The following is a 25610-nucleotide window of genomic DNA, read 5'->3' as shown; positions in this document are numbered from 1 at the left end:
TGGAATTAAATCTCGGATTTCATTCTGAAAAGCAGGGGGATTTATGAGAGGGATTTTTGTCTTTTGTGGTCTGTTTTTTCTAGCGATATACGCCCATGGATTCATCGTTTACGGCGAAGAGGTCGCGCTCGGTGAGGGCACGGCAAAGGCATTCGCGGACATTGGTGAAGATGGTACGCCGTACTCGGTCGGATTGGCTTTAACAGAGGGTGCCCTGAATGCTTTGCCTCAACATGAGCCAGGGGAATACACACTCAAACTTCCATCCGTTTTGAACATCCCGCCTTACAATCACATGGTCATCGACTGGATGCCGCACGGTCATGAGCCTGATGGTATTTACAACCGACCTCATTTTGATTTTCATTTCTACTTCATTGATGAGGCGACCCGCAAAGCTATCACCTGTATGGGCGCCGATCGCGAAATCTGTTTGAAGCAGCCGGATCCCGATAAGCTTCCTCCGTTCTATGTCGGAGGCCCAGAAGGTGTTCCTCAGATGGGCTGGCACTGGGTGGATATGCGTTCGCCCGAATACAACGGCAAGCCTTTTACGACGACTTACATCTATGGCTACTACGACGCCAATCTGATTTTTATCGAGCCGATGATCACGCGAGAGTTTTTGCTAAAGAAAAAGAAATTCGAGCAAGAGCTGATGTTGCCAAAGACCTTCACCCATTTAGGCTATTATCCGCAAAAGTATTCGATACATTTTGATAAGACACGGGCAATGCACTTTATAACTCTGAAGTATTTAAAAGAAATGCAGTAAATTTAGAGTGCGAAAATCTTGCGGCAGGCCTGTCCCTTTGAGGAAGGAAGCAGGTCTTGCCCTTGTTTTAAAATGAAAGGATTTTTTGAGTCCCGAGTCCACAGCTCTTGGGCGACGGATGAAAAATCTTTTCCTGTGCTTGCAGACTCTGCAATGGCGTTTTCTAAAAGAGCCAACCAGACAAGGGCTTTGTTGCGCTCCATCTTCCATTCGATCTCGGATGCCGGAAAGAATTTTTCTCCAGCACGTGAAACATCAAATTTCTGTTGGAAGTTGAAATGACCCAAAGAGGAAACGGATTTTAAAGGTTTCACGGCGAACTCAGGCTGATCGTCGATCAGAAGAGTGTTCTTGGGATTCCAGTCGGGAATTCCCTGATTCAAAACTTTTTTATGCTGCTCAGAGAATTTCAAAGTCTTGTTTTGAGACACTATTGTCAGATCCTCATAAGAGAGAATACGGTGACTGATATCCACGAGGGACCGACCATCAGAAAGCTTCACGCTGTCCAGTAAAGTCATATTACGTGACTTCGTTCCACCACTAAAAAAACTGATGCGTATATCTGGATGGGTCTTCAATAAGTGTTCGATGACTTCAGTTAAATGATCGGTGGGGCGGTAGGTTTTTCCCTCAATTTGAATACTCTTGGAGCTGCGTTCATTCGCGTCTTCGGGGTGAACGGTATAAAAGGTGGTCCAGTCGATATCAAAGACAATATCCAGAGGAGTGCCGGCCCAGGAGGGTTGGAAGCTTAGAATAAGAAGAAGTGCTACCAACCAGGCTTTCATGGCAGTCCTAGAAGACTACAGTTGCAGAGGCGTAAACAAGTGAAGTGTTTTCATTGATCAACTGCACATTGGAATCATCACCGTTAGGTTTTAAAGAAGAACCTGAGTTTGTGTGTCCCGCAGCGATGGAAAAGGTGGAGTTGATTTCGTAGCCGATCTCTTGAGTCATTTCAAAAGTGTCGCGCATCACATTTTGGTAAGACCATGTGTTTCGGTGAAGAAATTCTGCAGAGACAGAAATACCCGTCGTAAAAGTGTACGCCATCGAAAACATTTGCGAAGAGGTCCACTGCGTGTTCACACGGCCATCTAAAGCAGTTTCGTACTGATGGAAGTTGCGACCTGCTGAAATAGAACCGGCGATATCGAGTCCCGAAATAAGACGGTCTGGATTGATCATGCCATTCACTGTTGTGGAAACAGAAGCAATCAGATTCTGACGGGTGTGAGAATCTTTGGAAGTAGGAAGACCTGTAGCCACACGGTAACCCAACATGATTGTTTTACCTAAAGCCATTGGCGCGCGTCCTAAACTGACGGACGTGTCAGAGAAATCATTGTTTTCAGGATATTTTAAGTCTTGTGAATAACCACCCTGAACGCGCATAGAAAACTTGTCATTAAATTTCAGATTCAGACGCATCATATAGTCCATCGCGTCCTGGCGAGTGCCATCTTCAAAGTCATAAGGACTTGTCGAGCGACTGGCATTTACAAAACCACTCCACATGCGCCCTTGTTTTTTCGGTTGTTGCACTAGCGTCGTCGAAGAGGTGACAGATGCATTGGCAAAGGCTTGGCTTGCCAGCAAGACTGTCGTCAAAAATCCGATAAGGGGGCGCATAGCAAAAGACATAAACACTCTCCTTCGGGATTATTTTGCAGGGAGGGTGCCAGAAGCCAACGGCCTTAAATTGCAGCCTGATAAGATTTACCTGTCTAAGTATTGGTCAGAGGCCCGTCTCTGGCATCCAGCGCATTGACATAAGAAAAGCGCGCGATGACCATGAGCTGTGGCAATAAAAGTACGCGATTATATTTTGATATTCTCTGATGGCGCTTGTTCTGGAAATCCCGGTCCCGGAGGTTGGGGAAGCATTGTGCTTTTACCGAACGATCAGGTGCAAGAACTGGGAGCGGGTGAGCGCTCTACGACGAACAACCGCATGGAGATGACAGCCGCTGTTGAGGCGCTAAAGTTTATTTCTGCTGTGCCAGGTCCTGTGCATTTCTATACGGACTCCACTTACTTGATTCGTGGAATCACGCAATGGATTTGGGGCTGGAAAAAGCGCGGTTGGAAAACCGCGGAAGGTGCGGATGTTTCTAATCGAGATATCTGGGAAGAACTGGCGCAAATCATTCAAGCGCGCGGTCCCGGAAACAAAATCGAATGGAAATATTCTCGAGGCCACGTGGGCACGCCTGGTAATGAACGCTGCGATCGCATCGCTGTCGCCTTTTCAAAAAATGATTACGTGTCCTTGTATCAAGGGCCGTTGAGCTCTTATCCGATCAACATGCTGGAAGTTCCGGCCGACACCGCTTTGCCAGAAATGCGCGCACCGGGTGAAAAGAAAGAAGCTTTCAGTTACTTAAGCAATATCGGAGGCTTGGTGTATCGTCACAAGAACTGGCCTTCGTGTCAGAATCGCGTGAGCGGAAAATCTGGAGCCAAGTTTAAAAAAGCGACTTCTGCCGCCGATGAAATCGAAATTCTGAAATCCTGGGGATTAAGTCCTCAGACCGTCATCAAAGAAGGATAGTCCGCATGGAAATCACAAACCGTCATATTCTTATCACAGGTGCCAGTCGTGGGATTGGAAAAGCTTTTGCTAAAATGTGCGCCGAAGACAAAGCGAATCTTCATCTGGTGATGAGGCAGTCTGATGACAGTCTGGTGAAAGAGCTTCAGGCGGCAGGTGCTAAATCAGTCACAGTGTGGGAGGCGGATCTTTCGACACGTCAAGGTGTCGATGCGCTTTTGCATAATCTAAAAGAAACCTCGATTGATATCCTGTTTAATAATGCGGGAATGTTGACCGGTGGCTTGATAGAAGAACAGCCCTTAGATGACATCTACAAAATGTTTCAGGTGAACGTGAATGCCTTAGTTCATTTGACGCACGGATTGTTGCCAGGAATGCTTGAGCGTAAGCGCGGTAAAATCATCAATAACTCCAGCGTTTCGGCCTATATGCATTTTCCCTGTGCTTCGACCTACGCAGCTTCGAAGGCGGCTGTCATGGCGTTCACCGACTGCATTCGTATGGAGCTGAAAGACACGGGCGTAACGACATTGTTGTTGGTCACTCCGGGAATCAAGACGCGCATGTTTGATGAGATCGAGACCTTGTACTCGAAGAATTTTGTGATTCCGACGGAGTCGATTTCTCCCGCAAAATACGCGCAAATGATTCGTGAAGCGATTCTTCATGATATCGAGGTTTTAGAACCTAGCGGATTAACGGGTGTCGGATTGAAGATTGCGAAATTCGTGAAGCCACTTTTTGATATTGAAGTGGGAAGACGCTTTAAGCGCAATTAAGGCAAAAAAAAGTCCGTCCTTTTCAGACGGACTTCCTAGAAAAACTTATTAAGGTTGGAAATTTAAAACGCCAGAGCCGACAGCACCCGTGATAGTCATTTTCATCGGTTTACCTTCGATAGAGCGCATAGGAACCGGGAAGATCACAGAGTAGGGTGTGTAAAAACGGTTGTGGTAAGGATAAAGACCTTCGATTTCTGCTAACTGCAATTTAAGTTTCTTAGCCTTGCCTTCGTAGCGACGGCCATCGACATCCAAAAAGATTTTCCAAATCGTCGTATCTTTAAAAAGATCATCGTTCTTTCTTTCTGGAGTGTAAAAGCTCAAAAACACTTCCGCTTCTTTGCTCAGGCGGTTTTCGTACTTTCCTTTTTCTTCAGTGAAACGTTTTTCATCCCACTGATAAAGCATACTGCTTTGAGCTAGTTGGGCCTGAGCCACTGTTGAATTCAACAAGGTCGCTTGGAAATCCAAAGTGTTGTAAAAGCCCGAATACTGGCGCACTTGATCGGAATACTTTTCGATCACTTCCATATAGTCATCTTTAGTTTTGATCGTGTGACCTGCGGGAGTGACTTCGTAAGTGCTGGCACATGCAGAGAGTAAAAAACAAAGGCTCAAAAGGTATTTCATTATTTAGACTCCAAGAAACCGTCTAAGAATTTTTTGATATCTGCAAAAACTGTCGTGCGCATGATATCGTTGACGACTTCATGTTTTGCTTCAGGGTAAATATAAATTTCTTTTTTCTGACTGCCTAACTTATCGTAAAACTTTTTTGCTTCCAAACTGCTGACTACGGGATCGTTTTCAGCGATGACAAATAAAGCAGGCTTTTTGATTTCGTTCGCACGAGGCAGAACGTATTCAAAAGATTCAAGGAAACCCAAGAACGCCCCTGGGGAAATACGATTGTGGCGAAGAGCGTCTTGTTCAAATTCGCGAATCACATCCGGATCGCGCGTGAGCATATCATTTGTGAGCTCGTTGCCCATCGTGATCGTTGGCAGCAATGAGTTTAAGATCACCGCACCTTTGGATTTATAAACAGGCACCGGAACAGAAACTCCCAAAAGCGGAGAGCTGACAACAATGCCATCGCAGCGAGTATCGGGATTGCGTAAAAGAGTTTTAAGCTCAATCAAGGCACCCATCGAGTGACAGAAAAGAATCACCGGGCCTTGTTTCACTTTTTCGTTCTTAAGAACCATGTCCAAAAAGATTTTATAGTCTTTGCAGTAATCATCAAACTGCGCAACGTAACCGCGACGACCTTCAGAGCGGCCGTGCCCTCGTAAGTCCCACCCATAAAAACTCCACTGATCATTTTCAAATGCTTTGATCAGGCGGTGGTAAGATTCCGAGTGTTCTCCTTGGCCGTGATTGATTATAACGGTTCCACGAGCATTGGGGTTGTCCCAAATTTGAAAGAACAGGTTGATGTCCTGATAACCTTTAAAAAAGCCTTCAGATCTTTTGTACATACCCTTTAGATTGCCGCGAGAGCAATCAGCGGGCAAGTCAAATCAGGCCCCGGACCACGATTGTATCGTGCGGTTCCGGACTGGATTCAGGATAATCGATATTGAAATGGATGCCTCGCGATTCTTGGCGGCGAAGGGCGCATTCCACTGACAAGTTGGCAACGATGGCGATATTGCGCAGCTCTAAGATGTCCGAATGAATCTTCATGTGAGAATAGTATTCTTTCGTCTCTGCCAAAATATTCTGCAAGCGATGTTGAGCGCGTTCCAGACGTTTGTTAGAGCGGACAATTCCCATGTAGTTCCACATCAGGCGGCGAATCTCGTCCCACATGTGGTTGATAACGATCATCTCGTCATCATTCGATTCTTCGGGGTGAGTCCAAGGTTTGGGATCCATCGGGAAGAACTTATCCGTGTCCCATTGCTGCTTGATTTGCTCTGAACAATTGTGGGCCATCGTTAAACACTCAAGTAAGGAATTCGAGGCCAATCGATTTGCGCCATGCAAGCCCGTGCAAGCCGTTTCTCCAACCGCCCAGAGGCCGGGAACATCCGTGCGACCATGGAGGTCTGTCAGCACGCCACCACACAAGTAGTGGGCTGCGGGAACCACCGGAATCGGGGATTCACTCATGTCGATGCCGTACTCAAGGCACTTGTTGAAAATTGTGGGAAAGCGACTTTTCAAAAATTCGCGATCCAGTTTTGTCATGTCGAGATAAACACATTCGGCACCGGTTTTTTTCATCTCTTTGTCGATGGAACGAGCCACAACGTCGCGAGGAGCCAGTGATCCGAGCTTGTGATATTTCTGCATGAAAGGGTGGCCAGCGGCATCGATCAATTCGCCACCTTCACCGCGAAGAGCTTCTGAAATTAAAAAATTGCGCGATTCGCGATGGAAAAGGCAGGTGGGATGAAATTGCATGAATTCTAGATTCGCGATACGAGCACCCACACGGTAAGCCATGGCGATGCCGTCACCTGTCGCGCCACTCCAGTTCGAAGTGTACAGGTAAACTTTTCCCGCACCACCTGTAGCCAGAATGGTGTTCTTCGCTAAAAATGTATGCACCTCGCCATCATTTTTGTTCAAAGCGTAGGCACCGATGCAATGAACCGGGTTCATGTCATTCGGATCGACTTCTTTGTTCACAATCAGATCAATGGCGTAAAAGCGTTCAAGCAAAGTGATGTTGGGATTTTCGCGAACGCGGGCCAAAAGAGTGCGGTGAATTTCTAATCCCGTTTGGTCTTCGAAGTGAAGAATGCGACGGAAGCTGTGTCCGCCTTCGCGCGTCAAATCGATTTCATTGGTCTCTTCTGAGCCTCTTTTTTTAACGTCGAAATGAACACCCCAGTTTTGTAAATCCTGAATGCGTTCAGGGGCTTGCTCTACATAATTGCGAACTACAGTTTCTTTGCACAAGCCAGCGCCCGCAACCAGTGTATCCTGGATATGCGACTCGAAGCTGTCCTCCTCTGACATAACGGCAGAGATTCCCCCCTGAGCCATGGCAGAGTTCGTTCCGCCCGCAGATTCTTTGGCAAGCACGATCACTTTTCCCAATGAGGAAAGTTTTAAAGCCAGCGCCAATCCTGCAGAGCCAGAACCAATAATCAAAACATCCGAGCGATGAGTACTCATAGTGGCATCTTCTTACCGCTTTTGTTGGCATTTGCAAAGGACTCTTGCTTGATTCTTACCAGTTTCTAAAACTACAATAAAATCAAAGACGTCGAGCGGAAGTGACAAGGCAAGATGCTTTGGGCCCCGCCGGAGGACTGTTACAGGGAAGGAACCGTCTCAATGAAAGTAAAACTCATCGCCGTCCTCGTTGCTGTTGCCGCGATTTTTATCGGAGCTGTTTTGTGGCGCACAGATAGCTTCGTCTACGGTGACAGAATGAGCTGGGTGGAAGCCCAAACGCGCACACAAGTCGGTGCGATCAATCATTCCTTGGCGACAGAGTTGAAAACTCTGCAAAGAGTTGTCGCGACTTTGAATTCAGAAAATTTCCAAAAAGGAAAGCTCAACTGGAATGCAATGGCGCCTTACTATGCGGCGGCTTCCTTTTCCGTCAATGGTGGCAATCTTGAGCCTCAAGTCATCGTCGCTAAAGAAAATTCCAAAGCCGCAAATTGGACCACGGAGTTTGTAAAATCCGCGGTAGGTAATATCGCGAACAGAACTTCGGATTTGCGTTTTTATGTGAAGCCTTTTCAGGATTCTCAACGTGGACGTTATGTCGCGTTGGTATTTTTAGAGGGCAGCAAGGCTTACGCATTATTTGGTTCGGGCGAAATTTTTCAATCCGTGATTGATGCGCAAAGAGGCGCCCTCAGTTCGTTTTCAATTGTGACTTCGACCGGTCTTACCGTGGGTCATTCTGTGCCCGAGTATTTGGGAACAGTGATGCGCGATGATCCAGTTTTCAAAGAGGCCCAAAAAAGCGGGTCCTCTCACGGCAGCAATACGTTTCAGTTAAAATCGGGTGATCTTTACGGAATGTACGAGATGATTCCGCAAAGTAATTTGCTTGTGTTGAGCTCGGCTCCTTTGAAGGAAGCGATGAAGGGGCGTGCAGGGTTGTGGTGGCAGTTCCTTCTGATGGGCGCGGGCTTGATGACCGTTGCGGCGGCAGCTTTGTTGTGGTTAACAACGACGACAGAAAAACAAATCACAACCCTTGAAGAGGAATTGCAAGCGGCAAAGTCTCGTCCGTTAGCGCCTCCGGTTCCTGAAAAAGTGATCGCGCAGGATCCTGAAATCGTACAAAAAGAAAAGGTTCAAGCTTCGATGAAAGTGGCTTCGGCCTTAGCGCACGAAATGCGCGGACCTTTGGCTTCTATCTTGGGTTATTCGCAAATGATTCTGGCGAAGTCTCCCGAAACAGACATCGTACAAAGCACGGAGTCTATTTTGCGAGAAACGCGCGCGGCGCGCGGTGTGCTGGATAAACTTCTGGGCTACGCGGGCGAGGAAGTGCAAGAGAAAAATTCCATGAAGGTCGAAGGGCCTTTAGTGAAAGCTCTGAAAGAGATGGAGCCCCTGTTTGCGCAAAAAGGTGTGAAGCTGACGAAGAATATTCAAGACAATTCAGCTTTGGATCTTCACGTGGATGCGATCATGCGTGCGATTTCAAACGTTCTGCATAACTCTGTAGAAGCCATGGAACGTATGCCGAAAAAAGAAATCAAAGTGGATCTTTTCGAGGATGCCGACGGTGTGCACTTGAATATTGAAGATACGGGTGAGGGGATTGAGGCGGCAAACGTCGATAAGATTTTTGATCCTTTCTTTACGACACGCTCTTTCCACAATCACATGGGCTTGGGGCTTTCCGTGGCTTTTGGAATTTTGAAAGAACACAACGCCGATGTGCGTGTGGAGTCGCAGCGTGGTCAAGGGACGAAAGTAAATATTCTGTTTAAAAAAGTTCAGTCGGTGTCGGTTCTCAAAGCTCCGGCCGATGTGCTTGTTGCAAAGGAAGAACCTCTAGTGATTTCCCCAGAGTTGCCTAAACTGTCTGAAGAGTCTGTTCATCAAGAAGAAGCCCAGGCGCATTTTGAGGAAGTGAAGGCTTCAATGGCTCCAGCTTCACCGTTGGATGTGAATATCGATAATCTTTTGGAGCTTCCTGAAGTGACAGAGGTGGCTCCTCCTCCGGCACAGGAAGAAACAAAAGTCGAATCCGCAACGGAATCTTCGAAACCAAAAATTTCAACGCCGATTGTGTCGACGTCTTCTGTGAAAGCGACGCAACCTACGGCACCCGCATTGGGGAATGATGAATTTAGTTTTATCGATGGCTTCCTGGGTGAAGAACCCAAAGCGCCCGTGGCAAAAGCCACTGCGGTGGAAACTCCTGCGCCAACTCCGGTGACGGAAGTGGTCTTGTCGGAAACTGTGACTGCCGATGAAGTGGCAACGACAATTGACGCGGTACCGGTGGTTGAGCCTGTGAGTGCGCCAACTTCGGAAGAACTTGCAACGATGAGTGACGAACTAACTCCGGTGAATTTTGTGATGCCTCCGCAAATGACCGCGAAGGCAAAAACAACCAAATTGGATACTTATCACGTTGAAATTCGTCGACCTGGAAAGAGGCCTTAGTTGAATATTCGCGATTATAGTTCTCAGTTTACGGTTTTTGTTTTCACCACCGATGTGGATGCGGGGGCTTCGGCGAAAGTGTATCTTTCGCAAGCGGGCTACGACGCTTACTACTTCCAAGATCCGGAAACTTTAGAGCAGCGTTTAAAAGAAAATCCACCGCATCTTCTGGTGTTTTCAACTGCCGCATTAGCGGGGTCATTAAGTGATTTCGTAAAAATCGTGCAAGACATCAATGAAGAAATTAAATTCATTGCGGTCTCAAGCGTTTCGCAATTTGATATTTTAGCACAGTACAATGGCTTTGGTTTTGTTGATGTGATTTCAGATGAATCGGCGGCTTTAGAGTCCCGTATCGTCTGGTCCGTGGATCGCGCCTGCGAAAAACTTTACCTGACCTATCAAAACGAACAGCTTTTTGATGAGCTGCAAGTGACAAAAGCGAAAGTGGAAGAAGTCCATGCGGCTGCCGTCAGCAGCTTGAAGCAAGCTGAGACTGAAATGTCGACGCCGAAGGTTTCAATGCGCATTACGGATTATCGTTCTGCGCAAAGCAAGGAAGACTTAATTCAAAAATATTTGAATCATCTTCCCAACGCCCTTTGTATTTTCTTTAAGTTTCTTCCTTCAGTGCGATCTTTCGTGGCAACCCACGCGCAAGGTATTCCTGCATCCGACATTCAAGGTGTCGGTGTCCAACTAGAAGCTGGCGACACGAAAGATTTAACGACACAGATGGCAATGGGACTTTTGCCGGCACGTTTTAATGACATGTTGGTTGAGGCATTTCATTTCAATCCACCCAAGGCATTGCCACTTTATGCGCATCACGCATTAGAGGGTGTCTTCGTCTATTCTGGTAATATCACTCAAGCTGAAGCCAGCCAACTGGCGGAAGAATTCAGTCTTTTGTCTCTTTGCTATTCGACTTTCACATTGGAAAAGAAAGTGGATTCCTTAGAGGTCCAAGATTTTGTGACCGAACTGTACAACCGCAACTTCTATCAGAAAGCCTTGAGCGATGAAGTGTCGCGGGCGCGTCGATTGAAGCAGCCTATCTCGGTTGTAAAGATCGCCATGGATGATTTTTATGAGATTGAATCATCTTTAGGTGAAGCAGTGAGAGATGAGTTGCTAAAATCCGTCGCAACCATCATCACTAAGACCAGCCGTACCAATGATCTGACGTGCAGAACTTCGGCCAACGAAATTGCGATGATATTACCTCACTGCTCTAAAAAAGGAGCCGCACTTCGTTCAGAAAGACTACGTCGAATTATCGAAGGCACGTCTTTCATGGACAATGGCATGAAAGTATCAATCAGCTTGGGCGTGAGTGAGTATCCATCTTTGTGTGACTCCGCGAAAACTTTGGACGAAACATCGACCAAAGCTCTTCTGCACATCACGGACAAAGGCGGAAATAAAATTTGTTTGTATAAAGCTCCGGAAACTCATCGTCCCGAGTTTGAAGTGGCGCCTGAGTAGGCGAATGGAAAAAGTAATTTAATGGAAATGTATCGACACACCTTTGCGGAAATCAACTTAGATCACTTGGCGCACAACATACGTTTGTTGCAGTCGTCATTTCCGCAAGCTCCTTTTTTGTGTCCGATGGTAAAAGCCAATGCTTATGGGCATGGCGACGTGCAATTAGCGCGCTTCTTAGAATCTTTAGGTGTTAAACATCTAGGTGTCTGCCTGATTGAAGAAGGTCTTTTACTAAGAAATTTCGGAGTGAAAGCCGAGATTTTAGTCTTCCGTGGTTTCGACAGAGAAGGTGCTGAAAAAATTCTTCAGTATCAAATGACTCCGGTGGTAAGCACTTGGGAACATATCGAGCATCTTGAAGCGGTGGCCGATCAGCCGGTGAATATTCATCTGAAGTTTGATACGGGCATGAACCGTTTGGGTTTCCGTCCCGAAGAAGGCCAAAAACTTTTTGATCGTCTGTGGCAGAACAAAAAAATCCGTCTGAAAGCTTTAGTCACTCACTTGTATAACGGTGATGATGCATTAGACCCTCAGGGGCAAAGTGCCGAACAGTTGCGCAAGCTCGATCAAGTCAGTCAGCTCTTTAAACCGTTTAACATTTTCTGCCACGCCTTAAATAGTTCCGGCATTTTGAACCTGATGGCTTTAAAACAGCAGGGTGGAAGTAAAGATCATCCTTTGCTTTTGCAAAACTGGGGTTTGCGTCCGGGCCTGATGATCTATGGCTATAATCCTTTAGAGGATAAATCAGTCTGCCAATTAAAACCTGTTATGACTTTTAAGTCCCAAGTGGCAACATACCGTCACGTCAAAGCGGGTGAAACTGTGTCTTATGGCGCCACTTGGAAAGCCACACGCGATTCGGTTATCGCTGTCGTTCCTGTGGGGTATGCGGATGGTTTTCACCGCATTCTTTCTAATAAAGCGAATCTGTTGTTCGCGGGAAAACGAGTTCCTATTGCCGGCACCATCTGCATGGACTATTTGATGCTTGATGTGACCGACGTTGTAGGAAACGAAGATTTGAAGAAATTTAAAGATCAAGAAGTGATCTTATTTGGATACGGCAGCGGAGGAAGCTTTCTTTCCGCCGACGAAATCGGAACACTGGCTCACAGTATCACGTGGGAAATGTTGACCAGTGTTGGTGAGCGTGTGCCTCGCGTTTACACTGGCGTCGATGCCCGTTTCATCCGTGACGAAGTTGGGGGAGAGTAAAGTGACCTTAGCGGACAGATTTTATACGATCATCTCTGGCATTGGCGCCTTTGTTTTAAACAAAGTGCGAGATGGTATCGCCGAGACCGGTCAGATCATGATGTTTTTCACTGAAAGTGTGCGTTTGATCTTTGCTAAACCTTCGCGTTTTCCCGAAGTGATTCGCCATATGGAGTTCATTGGAAATCAATCTGTCGGCATCATCTGTTTAACAGGGGTGTTTACGGGTCTGGCTCTTTCATTCCAACTTTATTTAGGTTTTAAATTGTTTAACGCCGTGAACATGGTGGGGCCCACAGTGGCGCTGGGAATCACGCGTGAGTTAGGGCCTGTTCTAACGGGCTTGATTGTTGCTGCTAGAGCGGGAGGCGCTATGGCAGCCCGCTTAGGAACCATGCGTGTGAACGAACAAATCGACGCCTTGGATGTGATGGGCGTGAATACAAAACAATATTTGATCTCTCCTCGAATCGTAGCCGCTGTCATTTGTATGCCTTTATTGGTTGCAGTTTTTGACTTTGTCGCGATGTTGGGAAGTTACTTTCTTTGCGTGAAACTTGTTTCTTTAGATGAGGCCGTGTTCTGGCAAAAGATTGCTGACTTCATCGAGGTCAAACACATCAACGAAGGTCTTTTCAAAGGAATGATTTTCGGTGTTTATTTTGCTGTGGTTTGTACTTACCGCGGATTTAATACCACCGGCGGCGCCAAGGGTGTGGGGGATGCGACGAATCAGGGCGTGGTGCAAAGCATGGTCGGTATCATCATTCTTGATTACTTCGCGACAAACTTGATTCGCTTCTATTACAACATCATGGGGATTTCTTAATGAAACAAGAATCAGCAGTGTCCTTAAGGGACGTGAAAAAATCCTTTGATGGTGGAAAAGAGTTTGTTCTTAAAGGTATCAACTTAGAAATCCCCAAAGGCAGTTTGACCGCAATCATCGGCTTTTCTGGAACTGGAAAAAGCGTGATGCTGAAGCATCTCTTGGGGCTGTTTAAGCCCACTTCGGGAACAATTGAGGTTCTGGGAACCGATATTGGAACTTTACCGCCCGATGAGCTGACAAAATTTCGTTGTAAGTTCGGAGTTCTTTTTCAGTCGGCCGCACTTTTTGATGACATGACAGTGTTAGAAAATGTGTGTTTTCCCTTATTCGAGCATCGCCGCGATTTGAAGGAATCCCAAGTCCTTCGTATTGCCGAAGAAAAATTGCAGCAAGTCGGTTTGGAGTCCAAACATTATCACAAACTTCCAAGCCAAATCAGTGGTGGGATGCAGAAAAGAACCGGTCTAGCTCGGGCTCTCGCCCTAGATCCAGAAATCTTGATCTATGATGAGCCTACCACGGGTTTAGATCCCATTCTGACTGAAATGGTGGATAATTTGATTCTGAGTACTCATAAATTAAGAGCTGGTGCGACGACTTCTATCATGGTGTCCCACGATTTGTCCGCCGCATTCAGGATTGCCGACTATATTGCGATGTTAGATAGTGGCCGAGTTCTATTATTTGGTACTCCAGAGGATTTCTTCAACACGGACATCGAGCTTGTGAAGAGGTTCGTGAATAAAGGGATGAAACATCAATGAATTGGCTTCGCGCTGCAGAGTTTAAAGTAGGTTTGTTAGTTGTCGTGGTGGGATCACTGATCGCCGTCATGTCGATGCAGGTCAGTGATGATCCTTCATACCTTGGTCGTTCCAAAAAAGCTTGGTTCTTACTTCCGAATGCAGGGGGCTTGGTTAAAAACTCGGCCGTTCGTTCTGCCGGTATTCCTGTCGGTGTGATCAAAAACATTTCTTTGCAAGACGGAAAAGCGCGTATCGATATCACGGTAAAATCCGATGTTCCTTTGACGACTTCGGCTTCCATCGAGGTGAAAGCACAAGGTATCTTGGGCGACAAGCACGTGGAAGTTTATCCGGGTTCACCGACAGATCCTCCCTTAGAAGACAATGCACAAATCTTGATTGTTCGTGATGGTGGATCGCTAGATAACCTGATGACTCAAGTTTCTGAAGTGACCAGTTCTTTGAAAGAAGTTGCGAAAAACCTGCAAGAGGCAACATCTGAAGATGGGACTCGTCGCCACGTTCTTGGTCGTATCGTTAAGAACATCGAGACGCTGACAGGCGACTTGGCGCAAATGACGACGGAAAACAAAGACAAAGTGGGCGACATCGTGGATGACATCCATGACATCACGTCTTCTTTAAAAGAAGTGATGAACGACCAAAGCGAAACGGGTTTGAAAGAGACTTGGAAGCGCTTGTCGAACTCCGTTAAAAACCTGGATGAGATCACATCGAAAATCAATAAAGGTGAGGGCGCGATCGGTAAGCTTGTCAGCGATGAGCAAACCGCTGAAAATGTGTCTTCTGCAATTGATGGTCTGAGCGGTATGTTGGATTCGGCGAATCGTATTCAAACGGCCTTTGATTTCCGTGGTGAGTACTTGAACGATGTCGGGGCGACAAAGTCCTACATTGGGGTGCAAATCCAACCGGGGCTAGATCGTTATTACTACATCGCTGTTGTGGATGACCCTGCGGGCTTAGTTGAAAAAACAGGTTATAAAAGAACAGGTACGGGGCCGGAATCTCCAGCTGATTACACGGAAACGAAAACTTATTATAACCAGATCAAGTTCACCGTTCTTTACGCGAAGAATTTCTGGGACCTGACTTTAAAGGGTGGTTTGATCGAGAACTCGGGTGGCTTCGGTATCGACTACTTCTTCTTCCGTCGTAAGTTGAAATTCACATTAGAAGCGTTTGATTTTGAAAATACAAATGTTCGAAGCTCTCTGTCTTACACTTTGTATCGCGGTATCTATATTACTGGTGGTATCAACGACGCCTTCAATCAGGGTGACAGACGCTCTAGCTATTTGGGCGCGGGTCTATTCTTAACGAACGACGACTTAAAACTTCTTTTAACGAAAGCACCATTCTAATCTGATATGAGTACAGACAACGTGAACGGCAACGAAAAAAATTGGCTCGTCAAATCCTCAACCAGGATCCTGGGCCCGTTTACGTTGTCCGAAGTCACGGAGCAGCTTCGTACAAAACAAGTTTCTATTATTGATGAAGTCCGTCTGCCTGAAGGACGTTGGAGTTACATTCGCGAAAACAAGGTTTTCATGGATATCGTCAGAAATATCCGTGAAGAACAGGACTCTCAATCAGAACAGACGATGACTCAGTCGATTGCTCATCACACGATGACTCGTACTGATATCATTCCTGTGACCGATGATTTAACTCCGACACCGGTTCCACCGAACTTAGATTTAACTCCACCGCCTGTGCGCGAGACGGGATTTAAAGATGTGACTCCGGTTCGCGAGCAGCCCGTGTCGCGTTCGACGACGGCTCCGGCGGCCGCAAAAAGTTATGGCGCTTCCGGTGACACTCGTCTTCAAGGAAAAATTCGTCAGAAATCCAATGTTCTTCGTTGGAGTTTGATTGCAGCCTCCCTGGTCATCGCTGGCGTCGTCGTGCTTTCTTTGTCACAAAAAGGTAAGAAGAACAGCTTGGGCTATGATGAGCTGATGTCTCAGGCCATTCGCTATAAGACGTTAGGACTTTACGAAAAGTCTTTACAGACCTATATGAAGGCCACGAAGCTGAAAGAGCCGGATGCGGAATCTCAAGTTCAGATGGCCTCGGTATTGATTTCAGAAGACCGTCAAAGTTTGATGGGGCGTCGTATTTTAGAAAGAGCCTTGGTTAAAGAGGGCAGAAGCCGTGCTGAAATCGTGGATGCCTATTTAGGTATCGCTGTTTCTTACATGATGGACGGTGATTTAAAACAGGCCGAGGACACTCTGCAAAAAGCCATTGGTCACGAGCCTTTCAATGTTTCTGCGTTGCTGAATTTAGCAATTATCCAGCAGAAAAAAGGCAATTATGGCGAAGCTATGCGTGACTTCGATGGTATCTATCGTAAAAATCCAAATTCAGTGTTAGCTCTTTTTGGCCGTGCGATGTCGACCGTAGAATATGCAAAAGCAAATTCGGATGCGGCCGCTTTGCAGAATCTGGTTCGCGATATCAAAGCCAACGTTCAAAAAACCGGCTATCTTCGTCAGGAACTTCTTCTTTTCAATGTCTATGCGCAGAACCTTTTGGGAGATGTTGATGGCTTGAATCAAGCCGTTGTGCAGTTCCTAAGTCAAATGCCTGGTCAAGCTCGCAACTACACACATCCTTTGCATGTCGAGTGGCGTTTCACGCAATGGGATTATTTAGAAAAATACTGTGACGAAATTTATCAAAAACAACCTCCAAATCCGGAGCTTAAAGCTTTGCGTGCGGTGTGTTTGATGGAAATCAATCGTGACAGTGATGCCGCAAAACTTTTGCAAGAAGCGATGGCTGAGGCTCCGAAAGATGCTTATGTGCTTTCGACTCAAGCTAGTTACTTAGCTAAAATCGGTCGTTTGCCAGAGTCCACAGCGATTCTTAAAATGCCAGAGCTTTCAACTTTGTCAGTGAAAGATCTTTTGATGGGCGATATCTGTATTAATACAGGTGATGTTGCTTGCGCACAAAAAGCTTACACGGATGCGTATAATAAAGATAAACAAAGTGCGTCTGCACTTTATGGTTTGGCTTGGGTTATGATGAGAAACAATGATCGCACGGCAGCTTATGATTACGTTCGTGCGGGACTTCAATCAGAACCTAACTTTCTTCCGTTGCTAGAGTTGAGGGATCAACTGGAGTACGAGTGATGATCAAGTTCGTCCAGGTTTCTATATTCTGGATGTCTCTAGTTCTTGCAGGCTGCACCTCAGATCCTGCGGGTTATCACGTTTCTGAATATCATGACGTTAAATTCGAAGACTTAGCCGAAGACTTAAAAGTTCCCTCAAAAGTGTGGGACATGCTGGAATTCAAAGCGACTCCGGAAGGAGCGCACGCCGAAGGTGGCGGTGGCGAACATGGGGCGGCTCCAGCTCCGTCGGCTGTTGGTAAAAATCTGGTTTTTTCTGAAGTGAATGTTTTCTTAGTCGAAAAAAATGACGGCATTGTCGAAAACAAAGCTGTGAAGCTCTTATTACCTAAAGGTGGTGGCACGGTGGATTTATCCCGTTACATCACAAAGAAGCAGGGATCTTTCTTTGTAGGGTTTGAGTTCCCCCAGTTCGAAACGGCGACGGCAAAAAAAGTTATCTTTGTCAGCAAAGCCCGCAAGCGTCGCCTTGGTCAGCAAATTTTTGGCTCCGGCTGCAATCAGTTCTTCGATATCACTGATCGTTTCTTAAAAGAAATGGCAGGTGAAGGTATTAAGGTCAACACCACGCAAGAACGCTATGTCAGTGTTTTGGGCGGCACTTTCTTTTTCTCCGCCCAAAAAGACAATGATGTTTACTTAGCGCAAGTCACTTTCACGCACCCAGAATATTCACCACTTTTCTGTGAGGCCCCGTAATGGAAAGAAAATCGATCCAAAGTCTTCAGGATAAAGATGGCGTAGACATGACTTTCTTAGTGAAAGAAAAGCATGTCGGTATCGGAAAAAATGGACGTCCTTTTATGGGTCTTCAGTTGGGTGATGCCACCGGAAGCCTGGACGCACGTCTTTGGGATCGCGTGGATGAGCTGGCAAAAGAATTCGAAGTTGGTGACGTTGTTAAAATTAAAGGCCAGATTCAACTTTTTCAGAATCGCAAGCAGCTTGTCGTGCACCGTTTGGAGAGAGTGGATTCTTCAACGGTGAATTTTGAAGACTTTATCGCAAAATCTTCGCGTAATACCGAAGACATGTTGGTTGAGCTTTTGAACATGGTTCGCACCATGAAGAATGATCACCTTCGTCAGTTAATCTTAGATACTTTAGAAGATCCAGAGATTCGCCCGAAAGTTTTAAGAGCTCCGGCAGCGAAATCCATTCACCACGCGTGGACGGGGGGATTGCTTGAGCACATTCTTTCGATTTGTAAGATCATGGACTTCATGGGATCTCACTATCCCTTTTTAAACCGAGATCTTCTTTTATTCGGCGCTATTTTTCACGACATCGGAAAGTTGTGGGAACTTTCTTACGACAATGGTATCTCCTACACAGACCGCGGTCGTCTGATTGGTCATATGCAAATTGCCTGTGAGCTGATCGATAAAAAAGCCTCGCGCATCTTGGGATTCAACGAGGAACTGCGCGATATTTGTAAGCACATTATTTTAAGTCATCACGGCAAACTGGAATACGGTTCCCCGAAAAGACCTAAATTTTTAGAGGCGATGGTGATCGCCATGGTCGATGACTTTGACAGCAAAGTAGCGACGTTAAAGACGTTGATGGACGCGGAAAGAGGCTCGGGCGAAAAGTGGTCCCGATACAATGAACTCTTTGATCGCTATTTCCTGCTCGATGATATGAATGAGAAGTTAAATGGTTAATGGTATTCTAGAGTTCTTGCGCACGTATAAAAACTATGATCCTGCTGCCAAATCCCTCTGGGAAATTGGTCTTTTGTATCCAGGGCCGAAAGCATTGTTCTTTCATCGAATCGCGCATGCTTGTTACAAAGCCGAATTATTTTTCATCGGCCGTTTGGTGGCCGAGATTTCAAGATTGCTGACAGGAATTGAAATTCATCCTGGCGCTACCATAGGTAAGCGTTTGGTGATTGATCACGGCATGGGCGTCGTGATCGGCGAAACTGCTGTTATCGGCGATGATTGCATTATCTTTCACGGAGTCACCTTGGGGGGCTTAAAGTTCGATCCGGTTAAACGCCATCCGACTGTAGGTAACAAAGTTCTTATTGGTACCGGTGCTAAAGTTTTGGGACCCATCACTGTGGGTGATGGCGCTTTGATCGGCGCAAATGCCGTTGTGACTAAAGATGTTCCACCAGGAGCCACGATGGTAGGCCCTCTTTCCACACAAAAATAGGAGAGCTATGAAATCACTGGAGCAATGGTTTTCTGAATACAGCGAAAGTCATCAGAATCCTAAGAACCAGTTGATTCATAAGATCTGCGTGCCCTTGATCTTCTTTTCTATCGTGGGTTTATTGATCCAAATTCCGTTTTCTATGGGACCTATTCGAGTGGGGGAGGTCCTTATTGCCATCGCCCTTGGATGGTATATGACCCTCGGAGCCCAGGCTTTCTTGGTAATGTTGGCGCAAGTGATCCTCAGTTACGTCCTAACTTACGCGGTGAGTCAGCTAGGAAGCCCCGTTTATATCTTGTCGGTTATATTCGTTTTAGCTTGGATAGGCCAATTTAAGGGTCATCAAATCGAGGGTAAAAAGCCTTCATTTTTCAAAGACTTACAATTTTTGCTGATCGGTCCTTTGTGGGTCGTACAATCTCTGTTTCGGAAGAAATAGTATTCTCAACCTGTTTTCATGACCCAAGACTAATATTAAAAGCGTCGATTGATGCTCTGCTTCTCTGCGACAATGGATGGAGTTCTTAATCTAGACGAAAGGAGTTCGGCTATGAAGCAGACAGAAACAATCCAGACGGTGCCAACTTCGACAACTCATCAAGAGAGCACAGGAACAAATATTCCAGTTCGCAAAAGAAATCGCCGTCGTCGCCTAACTGGTTGGTAGTTTAGGCGAAGTGAGATGGGAAAAAGGTTTAATAAGAACGACCTTTTTCCCATCTTACTAAATTCGTGATGATGAAAAAGGCCCATCTGACTGTGTTGTCAGGCCTTTTCCTTCACTCCGACGTGCCTCTAGCACGCCTCCGTTTCGGAAAAAACCCTCCGCCTTGCATATGAGCCTTTTTGATCATCACTCGGTTCCCGGTATGGGGAGCGGTGAAGACTTTTTTTACTCAGCTTTTTCTTCGCATGTTGCTGTGGCGAAGTAAGTCGCTTGGCCGATAGTGCCGAAGATTTCCCAGCCGCCTTCTTGGCGAGTTAAATAGCGTTCTGCTGTGTCTTCAGCAGGAAGAGCGATCCAACCTTCAGTGTAGTCTTCAGAGTCGATTTCGATAGATTGAGTCTCGCCAGCAGGAGAAGTCAGGACAAGTTCCAAAGAGAATTTTTTCGCTGGGTCTGCGTAAGTTTGAACAACCGCAGTGCTGATGTCTGCTTGGTCGATGTGTTTGCAGTTCAAAAGAACTTCCGTAGAGGCCAAAGCATTGAATCCAACTAATACCGTCGCAATTGCTACAACAAATTTCATAGTGCCACCTTTTTGTGGCCCGGGTTCTAGCATAGGGAAGAAGCTGGTTTCAACTTGTTTTCAATCTCAACACGCTTTCATTCCGTTTTCTTCATACTTTCATTGATCCAGAAATTTTAGGAAATTCTGTTCTTTCACCTCAGAGGCTTTTAAATCATCTGACGATATTGTGAAGGACGAATAAATGAAAAGAACAGGTAAAACTCCACGCTTTAAAAGACAAAGACGTTTACTCACGGAACTTCCTGGTATGGGGAAGTCTGGCGCTTTAGAAAGACGCCCTTATCCTCCGGGCCAACACGGCTTGCAACGTCGTAAGTATTCTGAGTTTGCTTTGCAATTGGAAGAAAAACAAAAAATCCGTTTCCACTACGGTCTGCGTGAAGAGCAATTCCGTCGTATCATCGCGAAAGCGCAAAAATCAGCTTCTACAAACTGGGTTGAAGCTTTGGTAAACCTTTTGGAAAAACGTTTGGACAACGTGGTTTTCCGTCTGGGCTTTGCTTCTAGCATTCCAGCGGCGAAACAATTGATCTCTCACGGTAAAGTTTTGGTGAATGGTAAGAAAGTGAACATCGCTTCCGCTATTATTAAGGTCGGCGACAAGGTTCGTTTGAAAGACGAAGCTTACGACAACCAAGTCTACTTGCAGGCGAAACAAGCTCCGCGCCTTCCGCTTCCGACATTCATGGTGAAAGAAGAAGTTGCGGGTAAAGAAGAAGGCCGCCTGACTGATGAACCGAATTTGGAAGCAGTTCCTTTTGCTTTCGAACCAGGTCTTGTCATCGGTTACTACTCAATGAGGGGCTAATGAAAAATTCTAAATTCATCGAGGCAGAACAAATTGCCTTCGAAGAAATTTCCGATTCTTATGCTGCGCTAAAACTCGGCGAGGAAAAGTTCGTGATCGATATGGACACTTTATACGATCTGGCTTTTCGCTCTGCCGCGTTTCTAGCGTATCTTGAAAACCGTGAAGAAGAGCTTGCGGAGGCGGACGGCGACGAGGCCGTTTGTGCTTGTAAGCGGGTTCACTAGTTTTGCTTCGAGCGACGGATTTGGGAGTGGGGGAAGGCCCCTCTTGAAGCCCGTCGCTTCGGTCGGCACGCCATCCTGGCTCAATCGCCGCCGCACTTCGTGCGGTTCGCGCCATCGTGGCGCCGGCTAAGGCCGAGCCTTCGGACGGGCTTCAAGAGGGGCCTTCCCCCACTCCCAAATCTGTGCTGGAATCAAAATCTCTTCTCTGTTACGGCTTGAGTGGCTCCTTGGTTCTTTTTGCTTTCGGTTTTTATTTTTAAATCGCTAGAGATTTTTATGGCTGTGCTCAATGCAGATGTGGTTTCTGTCGGGTTTTTTTGGTTGAAAGAGCTTTCGATACTTGAAAATCAGTGGCAGAACCGTCCGCAGTTACCGCCACGGTGGCGGTAGATTTGGACCGCTTGCATGCCCCATGTTTTACTTCCACCGTGGAAGTAAACTGTACACTTTGTCCACATGGTTAGCTGCCTGGAGTTAGAAAATTGTATCACTGATCACAAATTCATGGGTACGTGGTGGAAACTCGAAATTGATCTATACAGGGCAAACCCCAACGTCGGCGGATGCCGACCCAAACCCAACAGCGAAGCTGAATAGCCTTTCTTCTATCTAGCAAGATTTGCCTTAGAAAGCTTTAAAGTAGAGTGTCGTAGTGAGGGCCTTTGCCGGCGCCACGATGGCGCGAACCGCACGAAGTGCGGCGGCAACTGAGCCCGGACGGCGTGCCCGAACGAAGCGACAATCTACTTTAAAGCTTTCTAAGGCAAATCCCGCTCGAAAGAAGAAAGACTAAAAGCGACGGCGGCCTTTGGCTTCCGGCGTTCCATCGGCAGGATCTTCCGGCCATTGGTGTTTGGGATATTTGATGCGCAATTCTTTGCGCACTTCGGGATAACCGTTTTTCCAGAAACTCTCTAAGTTCGATGTCACTTGGACGGGGCGGAAGTTCGGTCCCAATAAATGAAATGTTAACGGAATTTTTCCGAAATACACTTTGGGTGTCTCCATCATGCCGAAGACTTCTTGAATTCTTACTTCTAAGTACGGCGCTTTATCTAAAGGGTAGTGGACTTTGATATGACTGCCGCTAGGAACCTGAATTTTATCGGGCAGTTCTTTTCTTAAAGTCTGAACGACTTCTTGGGGGAAGACGTTTTCAAAGAAAAAGACCAGGTCTTTTTCCATCACAACCTGCATTTTAGTTTCACCCATGCACGCTTGCGTGAACGCTTCTAATTTCAAACTTTCTAAATCCAAATTCTGCGGTTCTTGTTTCTCCAAGAACTCCAGGCGTTGCCACCAGTCAGCAAGTTTTTCATTGGATTTAAAAACGAGTTCTAATTTTTCGCTCAAGATTTGAGGCAATTTGTTTGCGATGTCTTCACTGGAAGCAGGTGATAAAGTCGGTTCATCTAGGGCCAAGCCATGCAATGATCGATATTCGCGCGAGAAGAACTGGCCTTTTTCCTCAATGAAGGTGACATCTTTCACCTTCGTGATGCTGTCTTTGAAAGTCTGAAGAATAAAATCTTTCTCAAATCCGCAAGCCAGGCTGACGACAGTTTCTGCGTCAGAGCTTCCTTCGACGCCGTTCAGCGCCACAAAGAATTCTGAATTCTTAACCAAGCTTTCCGGTTGAAGTTTGACTCCGCGACCGCCGACCATAAGGGCTCTTTCAGACTTTCCTCGGCGACGGCACAAACGATCGGCATAGGCTAACAACAAAATCTTTTTCGTTAAAACCTTTTGTTCATCCTTCGACAAGGACTTTTCTTCCTTATTCAGAAGGCGTTTCGCCAATTCTTCGGTTTGGCGAGCGGCTTGGTCGACGGTCTGTAATGCGAAAAAAGCGGCTTCCTTCGGCGCGCGTTTGTCTTTACGGAATTGGTGCAGAACTTCCAGTCTCGCAGAAAGGTCACATTCTAAATTATCACCGATAAAAGAATTCACGCCTTCTTTGCGCAGTATGTCTCTCTCTTGAAGCAAAGCCGCCATTTCAGACGCAAGTTCCGTCGCTTTCAGTTCCATTCCAACAATCATGAGCTTTGCTAAGCGCACCGGCAGAGGGAAGTGGAGCATGCGCTTTCCGAGTTCGGTGATTTTATTAGCGCTATCAATGGCGCCCGCAATTTTTAAAAACCTCGATGCATTCTGAATCGCCACCGCGGCAGGCTTTTCAAACCAACTAAAGGCTTCAAAGTCCGTCACTCCTTGAGCACTCAGAAAAAGCAGGCTTTCGGTCAAATCCACTCGCTGAATTTCAGCGATTTCACTTTTACTAAAGGAAAGTTCATCGTGCTTATTCCAAAGACGATAGCAAACGCCGGGAAACTGACGAGCGGCGCGGCCGGCTCTTTGAATGGCGCTTGATAAACTGATTCGGCCAAGCTCAAGGCGTGAAAATCCCGTACGATGATCTTGCTTCATATTCTTCGCAAGACCCGAATCAATCACGGTATTCACGCCATCAATGGTCACCGAAGACTCCGCGATATTCGTAGAAAGAATCACTCGTTGACGAGAAGACTTTTGCAAAGCTCGTCGTTGATCTTCGATATTTAAGGATCCATGCAAAGGCACTAGCTCAATGTTTTTTCCGTCCGCCCAGGCTTGCAAAGCATTCAGGGCTCGATCAATCTCTCCCACGCCGGGAAGGAACACCAAAATATCCTTATCAGTCTGAGCTTGTGCTTCTTTCACCGTTTGCAAAACAGTGTCGTAAAACCCAGGAAAGGTTTGCAGATGCTGAGAAGACTTTTGATAGCGAACATCCAGCTCAAAAAGTTTTCCGGGTACGCTGATAATTCCAGAACCCCCAAGATAAGCAGAAATTTTGTCTGCCTCCAATGTGGCAGACATGACAAGAATCTTAATATCACGGCCCAGCTCTTGAAGTTCACGCAATAGCCCCAACGCCAAGTCCACATGCATGGAGCGTTCATGAAACTCATCCAGAATTACCAGATCCACGTCTTGCAATTCAGGATCTTGAATCATCTGTCTTGCAAGCAAAGCCTCAGTCATAAAAATAAGACGAGTTTCTTTTGAAGTCTTATTGGCAAATCGAACTTGATATCCAACTTCACGGCCCACTTGCCAGCCTTGTTCTTCAGCGATGCGATGAGCAGCGGCAATCGCGGCCATTCTTCTTGGCTCAAGAACAATCACCTTTTTTGCAACGACACTTAAAAGAGCTGGGGGGAGGCGTGTGGTTTTACCAGCACCGGGCGCAGCGGTGATCACAAGGTTGCTTTCACTTCTCAGTTTTTCCTGAATAGCGGGAATAAAGCTATCAATGGGAAGTGAAATCAAATTCGTCATTAAGGATAGATCAGAAGCATGAATTCTGCTTTTTCAAAAGGCACCGACGACATCACTTTATCAATCGGTCCTTCCAAAACTGTTTCATCTTCTTGAGAAAGATTGAGCGTTAAAAGTACTTTACGATTTGAAAAATGCTCTTTCATATCATTCAAAGTTTTTTTCAAACGATAAGGAGTGTCCATCACGATGATGGCGCGCTTTTCTTTAGTCAGTTCTTTAAGCGCCCGTTGGCGGCTTTCAGTTTCCGCAGGCAAGAATCCACGAAAGACAAATTCATCCAGTCGTTGGCCACTCAATGAAAGAAGGCCCATCAGTGCCGAGGCGCCTAAAGCCGACTTTACCGGAATATTTTTTTGACGACAAAGGCGAACTAAATCCGCCCCCGGGTCGCAGAATCCAGGAGTGCCACAGTCCGTGACCAAGGCCACATTCTTTTCCGCACAAAGAGGAACTAAGGCCGCCTTGTCTTCCGCAGTGGAGTGTTCATCGAGCACTTCATAATTTTTGCCGGTGATGCCGTGGGCCCGCAACAACTTGGAAGCTTCTTTCGTGCTTTCACAGATGACGATGTCGCAGGACTTTAGAATTTCTAAAGCGCGTAGGGTGATCTCGCTCGTTTCTCCGATAGGTGTAGCAACAAGATATAACAC

General features: G+C 46.4%; 24 protein-coding genes. 16 read left to right on the top strand and 8 right to left on the bottom strand.

The annotated features are described in order from the left end of the window. Positions 1 to 43 precede the first annotated feature (43 nt). Entirely contained in the window at positions 44 to 775 is a 732-nt protein-coding gene (locus tag ACLWBD_RS13945) for a DUF5602 domain-containing protein (protein WP_413568610.1), read from the top strand. A 2-nt stretch (positions 776 to 777) separates the two neighbouring features. Here ACLWBD_RS13945 and ACLWBD_RS13940 read toward each other — a convergent pair whose 3' ends face one another. Together ACLWBD_RS13940 and ACLWBD_RS13935 are read right to left on the bottom strand one after the other, a co-directional pair. Next, positions 778 to 1566: a hypothetical protein gene (locus ACLWBD_RS13940; RefSeq protein WP_413568609.1), complete on the bottom strand. Its 789-nt coding sequence runs from the start codon at positions 1564 to 1566 to the stop codon at positions 778 to 780. Positions 1567 to 1573: 7 nt separating this feature from the next. Then, entirely contained in the window at positions 1574 to 2422 is an 849-nt protein-coding gene (locus tag ACLWBD_RS13935; RefSeq protein ID WP_413568608.1) for a hypothetical protein, read from the bottom strand. Positions 2423 to 2579: 157 nt separating this feature from the next. Here ACLWBD_RS13935 and rnhA point away from each other — a divergent pair, with 157 nt between their 5' ends. Further along, positions 2580 to 3332, top strand: a complete 753-nt coding sequence (gene rnhA / locus ACLWBD_RS13930; protein WP_413568606.1) for a ribonuclease HI — start codon at positions 2580 to 2582, stop codon at positions 3330 to 3332. A 5-nt stretch (positions 3333 to 3337) separates the two neighbouring features. After that, positions 3338 to 4114, top strand: a complete 777-nt coding sequence (locus tag ACLWBD_RS13925) for an SDR family NAD(P)-dependent oxidoreductase (protein ID WP_063204975.1) — start codon at positions 3338 to 3340, stop codon at positions 4112 to 4114. Between the two features lie 48 nt (positions 4115 to 4162). Here the strand turns inward: ACLWBD_RS13925 and ACLWBD_RS13920 are convergent, their stop codons facing one another. From ACLWBD_RS13920 to nadB, 3 genes are read right to left on the bottom strand one after another with little or no spacing between them, the layout of a single operon-like run. Then, entirely contained in the window at positions 4163 to 4747 is a 585-nt protein-coding gene (locus ACLWBD_RS13920) for a hypothetical protein (RefSeq protein WP_063204974.1), read from the bottom strand. Continuing rightward, complete coding sequence (locus ACLWBD_RS13915; RefSeq protein WP_413568605.1) at positions 4747 to 5598, bottom strand: alpha/beta hydrolase; 852 nt, start codon at positions 5596 to 5598, stop codon at positions 4747 to 4749. Before ACLWBD_RS13915 ends, ACLWBD_RS13920 begins: the two co-directional genes overlap by 1 nt. Positions 5599 to 5635: 37 nt before the next feature. After that, complete coding sequence (gene nadB, locus ACLWBD_RS13910) at positions 5636 to 7249, bottom strand: L-aspartate oxidase (protein WP_413568604.1); 1614 nt, start codon at positions 7247 to 7249, stop codon at positions 5636 to 5638. A 162-nt stretch (positions 7250 to 7411) separates the two neighbouring features. Here nadB and ACLWBD_RS13905 point away from each other — a divergent pair, with 162 nt between their 5' ends. From ACLWBD_RS13905 to ACLWBD_RS13855, 11 genes are read left to right on the top strand one after another with little or no spacing between them, the layout of a single operon-like run. Next, positions 7412 to 9718 carry an ATP-binding protein gene (locus ACLWBD_RS13905; RefSeq protein WP_413568603.1) on the top strand — a complete coding sequence of 769 codons (2307 nt, stop codon included), beginning with the start codon at positions 7412 to 7414 and terminating at the stop codon, positions 9716 to 9718. After that, complete coding sequence (locus tag ACLWBD_RS13900) at positions 9719 to 11206, top strand: GGDEF domain-containing protein (protein WP_413568602.1); 1488 nt, start codon at positions 9719 to 9721, stop codon at positions 11204 to 11206. Positions 11207 to 11227: 21 nt separating this feature from the next. Then, complete coding sequence (gene alr, locus ACLWBD_RS13895; protein WP_063204969.1) at positions 11228 to 12430, top strand: alanine racemase; 1203 nt, start codon at positions 11228 to 11230, stop codon at positions 12428 to 12430. A gap of 1 nt (position 12431) precedes the next feature. Then, the gene (locus tag ACLWBD_RS13890; RefSeq protein WP_063204968.1) at positions 12432 to 13259 is read left to right on the top strand and encodes an MlaE family ABC transporter permease; all 828 of its coding nucleotides are present in this window, start codon (positions 12432 to 12434) and stop codon (positions 13257 to 13259) included. Continuing rightward, positions 13259 to 14026 carry an ABC transporter ATP-binding protein gene (locus tag ACLWBD_RS13885; RefSeq protein WP_063204967.1) on the top strand — a complete coding sequence of 256 codons (768 nt, stop codon included), beginning with the start codon at positions 13259 to 13261 and terminating at the stop codon, positions 14024 to 14026. Before ACLWBD_RS13890 ends, ACLWBD_RS13885 begins: the two co-directional genes overlap by 1 nt. After that, positions 14023 to 15393, top strand: a complete 1371-nt coding sequence (locus tag ACLWBD_RS13880; protein ID WP_063204966.1) for an MlaD family protein — start codon at positions 14023 to 14025, stop codon at positions 15391 to 15393. The genes ACLWBD_RS13885 and ACLWBD_RS13880 overlap by 4 nt, the downstream gene beginning before the upstream one ends. 6 nt (positions 15394 to 15399) lie before the next feature. Beyond that, complete coding sequence (locus ACLWBD_RS13875) at positions 15400 to 17178, top strand: tetratricopeptide repeat protein (protein WP_413568599.1); 1779 nt, start codon at positions 15400 to 15402, stop codon at positions 17176 to 17178. Then, the gene (locus ACLWBD_RS13870) at positions 17178 to 17879 is read left to right on the top strand and encodes a hypothetical protein (protein WP_413568598.1); all 702 of its coding nucleotides are present in this window, start codon (positions 17178 to 17180) and stop codon (positions 17877 to 17879) included. Before ACLWBD_RS13875 ends, ACLWBD_RS13870 begins: the two co-directional genes overlap by 1 nt. Next, a complete protein-coding gene (locus tag ACLWBD_RS13865) occupies positions 17879 to 18847 on the top strand; it encodes a 3'-5' exoribonuclease YhaM family protein (RefSeq protein ID WP_063204963.1) in 969 nt (322 codons plus the stop codon). The genes ACLWBD_RS13870 and ACLWBD_RS13865 overlap by 1 nt, the downstream gene beginning before the upstream one ends. Further along, complete coding sequence (epsC, locus tag ACLWBD_RS13860; RefSeq protein ID WP_413568597.1) at positions 18840 to 19346, top strand: serine O-acetyltransferase EpsC; 507 nt, start codon at positions 18840 to 18842, stop codon at positions 19344 to 19346. The genes ACLWBD_RS13865 and epsC overlap by 8 nt, the downstream gene beginning before the upstream one ends. Positions 19347 to 19353: 7 nt before the next feature. Then, entirely contained in the window at positions 19354 to 19788 is a 435-nt protein-coding gene (locus ACLWBD_RS13855) for a DUF962 domain-containing protein (RefSeq protein WP_413568596.1), read from the top strand. A gap of 453 nt (positions 19789 to 20241) precedes the next feature. Here ACLWBD_RS13855 and ACLWBD_RS13850 read toward each other — a convergent pair whose 3' ends face one another. After that, the gene (locus ACLWBD_RS13850; RefSeq protein ID WP_063204960.1) at positions 20242 to 20598 is read right to left on the bottom strand and encodes a hypothetical protein; all 357 of its coding nucleotides are present in this window, start codon (positions 20596 to 20598) and stop codon (positions 20242 to 20244) included. A gap of 184 nt (positions 20599 to 20782) precedes the next feature. On the opposite strand from ACLWBD_RS13850, the gene rpsD reads away from it, so the two are divergent. Beyond that, the gene (gene rpsD / locus ACLWBD_RS13845) at positions 20783 to 21409 is read left to right on the top strand and encodes a 30S ribosomal protein S4 (protein WP_063244188.1); all 627 of its coding nucleotides are present in this window, start codon (positions 20783 to 20785) and stop codon (positions 21407 to 21409) included. Further along, positions 21409 to 21636, top strand: coding sequence for a hypothetical protein (locus ACLWBD_RS13840; protein ID WP_063204958.1), 228 nt, complete (start codon positions 21409 to 21411; stop codon positions 21634 to 21636). Before rpsD ends, ACLWBD_RS13840 begins: the two co-directional genes overlap by 1 nt. A 789-nt stretch (positions 21637 to 22425) precedes the next feature. On the opposite strand, the gene hrpB is transcribed toward ACLWBD_RS13840, so the two are convergent. Together hrpB and rsmI are read right to left on the bottom strand one after the other, a co-directional pair. Next, positions 22426 to 24957 (bottom strand): ATP-dependent helicase HrpB, encoded by a 2532-nt coding sequence (gene hrpB / locus ACLWBD_RS13835; RefSeq protein ID WP_413568593.1) that lies wholly within the window; start codon positions 24955 to 24957, stop codon positions 22426 to 22428. Next, positions 24957 to 25610: a 16S rRNA (cytidine(1402)-2'-O)-methyltransferase gene (rsmI, locus tag ACLWBD_RS13830; RefSeq protein ID WP_063204956.1), complete on the bottom strand. Its 654-nt coding sequence runs from the start codon at positions 25608 to 25610 to the stop codon at positions 24957 to 24959. Before rsmI ends, hrpB begins: the two co-directional genes overlap by 1 nt.

The sequence above is a fragment of the Bdellovibrio sp. HCB117 genome (assembly GCF_047305915.1).
GTDB lineage: Bacteria > Bdellovibrionota > Bdellovibrionia > Bdellovibrionales > Bdellovibrionaceae > Bdellovibrio > Bdellovibrio bacteriovorus_B.
Note: the sequence above shows the minus strand (reverse complement) of the source record. Positions and strands in the feature narration are given on the sequence as shown.